Source organism: Sphingobacterium sp. Ag1, assembly GCF_000988325.1.
Lineage (GTDB): Bacteria > Bacteroidota > Bacteroidia > Sphingobacteriales > Sphingobacteriaceae > Sphingobacterium.
This window is the reverse complement of sequence record NZ_LBGU01000042.1, coordinates 346,138-353,654: the sequence shown is the minus strand read 5'-3', so window position 1 is coordinate 353,654 and position 7,517 is coordinate 346,138. Positions and strand designations below refer to the sequence as shown.

6 protein-coding genes are annotated in these 7,517 nt (G+C 42.0%); 2 read left to right on the top strand and 4 right to left on the bottom strand.

Features of this window, described 5'->3' with window-relative positions:
- Window positions 1-911 precede the first annotated feature (911 nt).
- On the bottom strand, window positions 912-2,084 hold the full coding sequence (locus AAW12_RS17635) for an acyl-CoA dehydrogenase family protein (protein ID WP_046674947.1): 1,173 nt from the start codon (window positions 2,082-2,084) through the stop codon (window positions 912-914).
- Window positions 2,085-2,209: 125 nt separating this feature from the next.
- Between AAW12_RS17635 and AAW12_RS17630 the strand changes: the two genes are divergently transcribed.
- Both AAW12_RS17630 and lat read left to right on the top strand, forming a co-directional pair.
- Window positions 2,210-3,739: an aldehyde dehydrogenase family protein gene (locus tag AAW12_RS17630; protein ID WP_046674946.1), complete on the top strand. Its 1,530-nt coding sequence runs from the start codon at window positions 2,210-2,212 to the stop codon at window positions 3,737-3,739.
- 19 nt (window positions 3,740-3,758) lie between these two features.
- Window positions 3,759-5,048: an L-lysine 6-transaminase gene (gene lat / locus AAW12_RS17625; protein WP_046674945.1), complete on the top strand. Its 1,290-nt coding sequence runs from the start codon at window positions 3,759-3,761 to the stop codon at window positions 5,046-5,048.
- A 59-nt stretch (window positions 5,049-5,107) separates the two neighbouring features.
- On the opposite strand, the gene AAW12_RS17620 is transcribed toward lat, so the two are convergent.
- The 3 genes from AAW12_RS17620 to AAW12_RS17610 form a co-directional block, all read right to left on the bottom strand.
- The gene (locus tag AAW12_RS17620) at window positions 5,108-5,875 is read right to left on the bottom strand and encodes a suppressor of fused domain protein (protein WP_053003784.1); all 768 of its coding nucleotides are present in this window, start codon (window positions 5,873-5,875) and stop codon (window positions 5,108-5,110) included.
- 79 nt (window positions 5,876-5,954) lie between these two features.
- Complete coding sequence (locus AAW12_RS17615) at window positions 5,955-6,404, bottom strand: energy transducer TonB (RefSeq protein WP_084823221.1); 450 nt, start codon at window positions 6,402-6,404, stop codon at window positions 5,955-5,957.
- A 69-nt stretch (window positions 6,405-6,473) separates the two neighbouring features.
- Window positions 6,474-7,457 carry a hypothetical protein gene (locus AAW12_RS17610; RefSeq protein ID WP_046674942.1) on the bottom strand — a complete coding sequence of 328 codons (984 nt, stop codon included), beginning with the start codon at window positions 7,455-7,457 and terminating at the stop codon, window positions 6,474-6,476.
- Window positions 7,458-7,517: the final 60 nt, after the last annotated feature.

Sequence of the window (7,517 nt, the reverse complement as noted above, 5' to 3'; positions counted from 1 at the left end):
GCAAAGATAGGGAGTTTGTTAACAAACTTCCAAGCCTTTTGTTCTTATTTATTTCATTTTTCCCTTAACTGCCTGTAAAGGTGCGAGATTCTTTTTGTAAAAAAGGTGATCGGAAGGATGGGATGTCTGATTCTAGTCCGGAATGGGCCTTCTGAGAACCCACGTTAATCATAAATATTATGCAGGCAGGCTTCGCACCGGATCTATTATCAATTTCGTTCAACTTTTGTTAATAATTAATAGGGGTATTACAGGGGGATAACAGGGGGTTAACAGGGGTTTATCAGGGGTTCTACCCCTATTAACCCCCTGTTAAAACGGTACTATAATGGTGTTAATTACAAATCAGTATACAATTTGAACCTAAGCGACGTAACAACAGACTTCCGCAGCCTCTAATACCTCGGATAGGTATAATAAAATAGGATGTGTTGGGAACCGCAACCGCAGCGGAATAGCGGATGGCGGAACTGGCCTAAAGTAAACCTTGATCAATTTTCATTCTGCTGTAGGATTTACTTAGGTTTGTTTAGGTATAGCTTAGGTTCTAGCTAATAAACCCTAGTTAAAAGCTAACTAAATATCAATTAAAATCTAGCTTAAAGAAGAATTAAGTAAAAACGAATAAATATAACGCTATATAAATAACCCAACAAGTGTCCCAGCATCCAACCAAAATCGCCATTAAACATGCATTTTTTATGAAAACGTTAGCCTGCTATCCGTTTTGGGGATTGTTCATTATAGCGGGACGGCACGAGATTAAGAATAAATAAGTCTGTAAGGACCGAAGATTTATTTTGGCAATAGCAAAGCCAGCACAAACGCTACTATGCTTTAAGTGGACAAAAATTCACTAAATCATAATAGCGTTAATCCCTGTGGAGGCTGTGTTAGATCAAAGAAAATGATCAAGAAAAAGCATTCAGCCCCGTAATATCTTGTCCTGTGATTAATAAATGAATATCATGCGTCCCTTCATAGGTAACTACAGACTCCAGGTTCATCATATGTCGCATTATTGGAAAGTCACCGACAATCCCCATTCCGCCAAGAATCTGCCTAGATTCACGCGCTATCTGTAGCGCCATATTCACATTGTTCCGCTTTGCCATGGAGATTTGCTGAGGAGTAGCACGCCCCTCATTCTTGAGTACTCCTAAACGCCACGAGAGCAACTGCGCCTTGGTAATTTCTGTCAGAAATTCCGCCAGCTTCTTTTGCTGCAATTGAAAGCCGGCAATTGGCTTTTCAAACTGATGTCGCTCCAACGCATATTGAACCGCAGTTTCATAACAGTCTATTGCTGCTCCAATCACGCCCCATGAAATTCCATAGCGGGCCGAATTCAAACAGGAAAGCGGGCCACGCATTGAATTTACGCCAGGAAGCACATTTTCTGCAGGGATATAAACATCATGAAAAACCAGTTCGCCTGTTTTGGAAGCGCGCAACGACCACTTATGCAAGGTCTCCGGAGTTTCAAAACCCGCCATTCCACGCTCAACAATAACTCCCCGTACTTTGCCGGACTCATCCCGCGCCCAAACAACGGCAATATCACAGATAGGCGAATTTGTAATCCACATCTTTGCTCCATTTAATAGAAAACCATCTCCTTTTGCCGTCAATTTCGTTTCCATTCCACCCGGATCAGATCCATGATTAGGTTCAGTCAGCCCAAAAGAACCGACCAACTCACCCGATGCCAACCGCGGTAAATATTTACGACGTTGCTCCTCACTACCATAGGTATAAATCGGAAACATCACTAAAGAGGATTGCACCGATGCTGCCGAACGAATTGCCGAGTCGCCGGCTTCCAATTCCTGCATAATTAAGCCATAGGAAATTTGATCCAACCCCGCCCCACCATATTCGACAGGAATATAAGGACCCAAAGCTCCAATTGCCCCCAATTTAGGCATCAAACCCGCAATAGCACGATGTTCCTGCGCCGCATCTTCAATGAAAGGCTTAATCTCTGTTTTCACAAAATCACGGACAGACTGCCGTATCAGTTTATGTTCTTCGGACAACAAATCGTCCACCTGGTAATAATCGGTATTAATCTGTTTGATCATGATATAGTCTACATTAGCTTATCTAAGATAACGATTATTTTTCACTGAACAATATTCAGAACAAACTTGTCAATAAAAAATTTATTTCATACATTTAAACTATTCCACGAATAAAATAAACCATTATGATAAAATCAGCGCTTAAAACACTTGGAATATCTTCCCAAAATTTAGGATCATCAACTGGACAGCAATGGTTTTCCGAAGGTAAAGCATTCGAATCCTTTTCACCTGTCGATGGAAAACTCATCGCAAACATAAAAAGTAGCAATCGTAAAGACTATGAAGCAGTCATTAAGCATGCCGGAGATGCATTTTTACACTGGCGCCTACTGCCTGCTCCAAAAAGAGGAGACATCGTTCGTCAGTTGGGAGACAAGCTACGTGAGCTTAAACCTACTCTCGGAAAATTAGTTTCCTATGAAATGGGAAAATCTTACCAAGAAGGCATGGGTGAAGTCCAAGAGATGATCGATATCTGTGACTTCGCCTTGGGTCTATCCCGCCAATTGTATGGTAATACCATCCATTCGGAACGTCCCGGGCACCGCATGTACGATCAATATCATCCTTTGGGTGTCGTCGGTATTATTACAGCATTTAACTTTCCAGTAGCCGTATGGGCATGGAACACCGCCCTCGCCTTGGTCTGCGGCAACACTGTCGTCTGGAAACCCAGCGAAAAAACACCGCTATGTGCCATAGCTTGCCAAAAATTACTTGCAGAAATCTTACACAACAACGGGCTGCCCGAGGGAATATCCAACCTCATTATGGGCGACAGGGAAGTTGGCGAGTGGCTTTCGGCAGACAACCGCATTGCCTTGATTTCTGCAACAGGATCTACCCGAATGGGAAAAGAAGTCGCCGTTACCGTAGCACAACGCCTTGGCAAAACACTTTTGGAGCTCGGCGGAAACAATGCGATCATCGTTACTCCAGACGCCGACTTAAAAATGACCATTATCGGTGCTGTATTTGGTGCCGTAGGTACAGCCGGACAACGCTGCACAAGCACCCGAAGACTTATTATCCATGAGGACATTTATGACAACGTCAAAAAACAACTGACAAAAGCTTATGGTCAATTAAAAATTGGTGACCCTTTGGACACGAAAAATCATGTAGGACCATTGATCGACAAAGCCGCCGTAAAATCATACTTAAACGCACTGGACAAAATTAAAACACAAGGGGGAAAAATGCTGATCAAGGGAAAGGTCCTTGAAGGCAAAGGGTATGAAAGTGGCTGTTATGTGCAGCCTGTCATTGCCGAAGTTGAAAATCATTATGAAATCGTACAGCATGAGACCTTTGCCCCTATTCTTTACTTAATCAAATACAAAGGAGATATCAGTGCGGCCATAGCACTTCAAAACAGCGTCGCCCAGGGATTGTCCTCTGCCGTTATGACCAACAACCTACGGGAAGCCGAGCTATTTCTCAGTGCTGCTGGCTCTGATTGTGGTATTGCCAACGTCAATATCGGCACATCGGGCGCCGAAATCGGAGGTGCTTTTGGAGGCGAAAAGGAGACTGGCGGAGGCCGGGAGTCTGGATCAGATGCCTGGAAAGCTTATATGCGCCGCCAGACAAATACCATCAATTATACAACTGACCTTCCCTTGGCACAAGGTATCAAATTTGATTTATAAACCATTTACACACAAAACTATGAGCAGCGTACATGAAAGATTAAGCAAACATATATTAGCCGATGGATTCCCTTTGGTTATGGATATGGAGAAATCCCATGGTTCTTATGTCGTGGATGAAAATGGGGATGAATACCTCGATATGTTCAGTATGTTTGCCTCCATGGCCGTGGGTTACAACCATCCACATTTGGTCAAACAACGTGACTTCCTGGGTAAAATGGCCGTTAATAAGCCAGCCATGTCAGATATTTACCCCAAAGAGTTTGCTGATTTTGTCGACACTTTTGACCGTGTAGCCATACCGAAAGAACTCCCCTATGCCTTTTTCATCTCGGGGGGAACACTCGCCGTGGAAAATGCCTTAAAAGCTGCCTTCGACTGGAAGACAAGGCTTAATTTTGCACAGGGAATACAAAAGGAAGCCAGCCAGGTCATTCACTTTAAACAGGCTTTTCATGGTAGATCGGGCTATACCCTGTCATTAACGAATACACAGGACCCCAGAAAATACCTTTATTTTCCAAAGTTCAACTGGCCACGCATTACCAATCCTAAATTGAGCTATCCTTTAACAAGCGAACATATCGATCAGACGATTGCTTTGGAGGTAAAAGCTGTCTCGGAAATACATCAGGCGATCACGGCTAACCCCAACGATATTGCCTGCATTATTATTGAACCGATACAGGGTGAAGGTGGCGACAACCATTTTCGAAAGGAATTTTTCGTACAGCTTCGTCAAATATGTGATGAAAATCAGATCCTCTTAATTTTTGACGAGGTACAGACGGGATTGGGTATTACGGGAAAAATGTGGGCTTACCAACATTATAACGTCATTCCCGACGTTATTGCCTTCGGCAAAAAAGCACAAGTCTGCGGTATACTGGCGAGCAAGGAAAAATTTGATCAGGTGGAACATCATGTCTTTCAAGAATCCAGTCGTATCAATTCAAACTTTGGTGGCGATTTTATGGATATGCTCCGCTTTAAATTAATTCTTGAAGTCATAGAGCAAGAAAACCTGGTTCAAAATGCGGCAGAAAAAGGGCGCTATCTACAAGATAAGCTCCAGGAACTGCTGGCGAAAAAAACGCAGCTGTCTAATTTACGGGGTGAGGGCTTATTCGTTGCAGTGGATTTCGAATCGGAAGCTACACGGAATGCATTTATCAAAAATGCCTATGTAAATAAACTCATTATATTGGGTTGTGGTGAGAAAAGTATCCGTTTTAGACCGCACCTCAATGTGAGCCATGCGGATATCGATAAAACGATAGCAATTATAGAAAAGAGTATTTCCTAAAAAATATGCAATGCTAAAAGCTGCAAAGTAGCCCATCGCATTGCATATTTTTTTATAAACTACCTACCTTTGCAGACATTGGGACGATCGATATCGACCAGCTCGGAAATTCCATATTCATCAAACAGGTCTAAGAGTGCATCTGTACCCTCCTCCAGTTTGTAATCCATCTCTTCTTTATACAGGGGAATCATTGCATAAAAATTGATCAGATTACCATCTTTGGTCTTTAACTCCAAAAATTCCTCTTCAAAACTGAGCATCGGCGGAAGCAGCAACATACAACCGAAACTTGTATTTGCAATATCTTCAGCTTCCATACCATTGGGGATGGTATGCCCATAGCCCAGCCAGGTTTTGTACTCATGTGGAAACCGCGCTAATCTTTTCAAAAAGTAAACCGGCCAATAATTATTGTCATCCTGAAATTCCTCTTCTCCGATCTTCCAATCTGCCGGCAACACAACCATGAGTTCCGCCCGCTCATAAGCCTCTTTGTTTTCCACTTCGTCTGGAACAGACATGGCCAGATCACTCATGCCCGAAGTGACCAAGATATGGTATGGATAATTTGCACTTGGTTTAATCCAATGAACATCGATATGAACAAGCTCAGAGATTATCTCATGGAACACCATATCGGGTTCGGCAATATATTTGGTCAAATGCTCCTCAATCTCATCCAGATAAACACATTGAACCTCCGGAAATAAGTTTTTTGGATCCTTATCATCAGATTGATCTTCATAACGATAGACCGTAGAGCCTCCAGCAGTAATTTCTATATCTTTTTTTTCGGGCGAAGATTCTTCCGCTCCGCTACTCATAATCTTTTTGACTTTATCCCAAAATGACATACTATCTTATAAATGGTGAAAATTTAAGCGACTTTTTTACTTTTTAAATTTATTCAATCACAGCAACAACAGGTTGCCTGAATCTTGTTTTAACTGGTTTTCCCTTGACCTGACCAGGCATCCATTGTGGTGACCTGCGCATAGCAGACAACACAGCCTTTGAAAACTCGGGGCTCACTTTGTCGGGATTCTCGATTTCAATATTGCAGATCGTCCCATCTTCGCAAACAATAAACTTCAGAATTGCCGTTTGCCGAGATCCGTATTTTGCATAGGCCACACTGTCCATTGCCCGGACTGTTCCGGACAGATCCAGATTATTTTGTATAAATTTGGACCAGGCCACCACCCCGCCCTTGAAATAGGGAAAATCGTCAACGTTCTGGACAATACTGTCTGCAGGGATATCCCGCTTAGCAACCACTTGTGCACTTGCGAAAGCACACCATACCATAAAAAGTAAACTTGAAAAAAGAGTTTTGACTCCTGCTAAATACATAACCTATCCCATCCATAACCGTACCATTTAACGCTTGAATAAGATAATTTATTATTTTAATTCCCTGATCTAATTGAGCGGCATAGCAATATCAGTAACAAACTCTCCTGCTTCGTCAACAAGAAAACTAATCGGATGCTCCGGATTTTTAATAATCTCGAACAAGGTCAAACCCCAAGGTTTCCAAAAATTTTCCAAAACTTGGCCATAGGTTTTGTTTTGCCAATGATCAAAGATCGGTTTCATCGACATATCTGCTAATGGCATTGGTTCAACATAGACTTTTTGCGGGGTATTTAAATAGGTATAATCTGGTAGACGATTAAATAAGTAGGCTGAATAAAAATAGCGTGCACACAATTCCTCAAACTGGATGGGGTGCAATGTTTTGCCCGCAATAACCTTGAGAATGTCTTCGTGATAAATATTGTTTGTAGCATTATCTTGAAGACAGGCAACTACAGCAAAGTCCTTCATACGGATAGAAAAGATCAAGGTATTGATTTCATCACGATACATAAATGTATCGGGTGCATTCTCAACCGGCACAACAACCAACGAAAATGGGAATGTATTTTCAAACTCCATCGGTACAACCAGCGACTGCAACATCGCATGCAGATTTGTAAAACGCTGTGCAAGCGCCTGAGAAAAGTTCATAGCTTCACCAGAAGCTTTTTGCTGCTGAATTCCCGCAAGAATCTCATTAAAGACCACCCCATAGATGATTTTTGTCATCCATTGAAACAATAGTAATGGATCCAACTGTTTGACAGCTTCATAACCTTGTTCAAAAGACTGTTCTACCGCACGTTCCATTTGCTCGATCGCTTCAGCTGCAGTTATGGAACATGGGAGCTTCAACGATTTGTAAGTCACCAGATTCTCATCCAGCATTTTAAAAGGTTTATCTTCCAATTGAAAAGATTTCATCATCCACACAGGAAACACCTGAATGGATTCTTCTTCCGATTGGAGTTTATTTCCTGTTAAAAAACAAATATCTGAATCAAACTGAAATTGTTTGAATGGATTATACAAAGTTGTCGCCATAGTGCAGGCAAAGTTAAAACAAATCGAAAAGTCCGCAAGAAAAGCAAATTCTTATTACGA

Coding starts and splice junctions, on each gene's coding strand:
- AAW12_RS17635 (WP_046674947.1), bottom strand. CDS start 2,084: ATGATCAAACAGATTAATACCGATTATTACCAGGTGGACGATTTGTTG.
- AAW12_RS17630 (WP_046674946.1), top strand. CDS start 2,210: ATGATAAAATCAGCGCTTAAAACACTTGGAATATCTTCCCAAAATTTA.
- lat (WP_046674945.1), top strand. CDS start 3,759: ATGAGCAGCGTACATGAAAGATTAAGCAAACATATATTAGCCGATGGA.
- AAW12_RS17620 (WP_053003784.1), bottom strand. CDS start 5,875: ATGAGTAGCGGAGCGGAAGAATCTTCGCCCGAAAAAAAAGATATAGAA.
- AAW12_RS17615 (WP_084823221.1), bottom strand. CDS start 6,404: ATGTATTTAGCAGGAGTCAAAACTCTTTTTTCAAGTTTACTTTTTATG.
- AAW12_RS17610 (WP_046674942.1), bottom strand. CDS start 7,457: ATGGCGACAACTTTGTATAATCCATTCAAACAATTTCAGTTTGATTCA.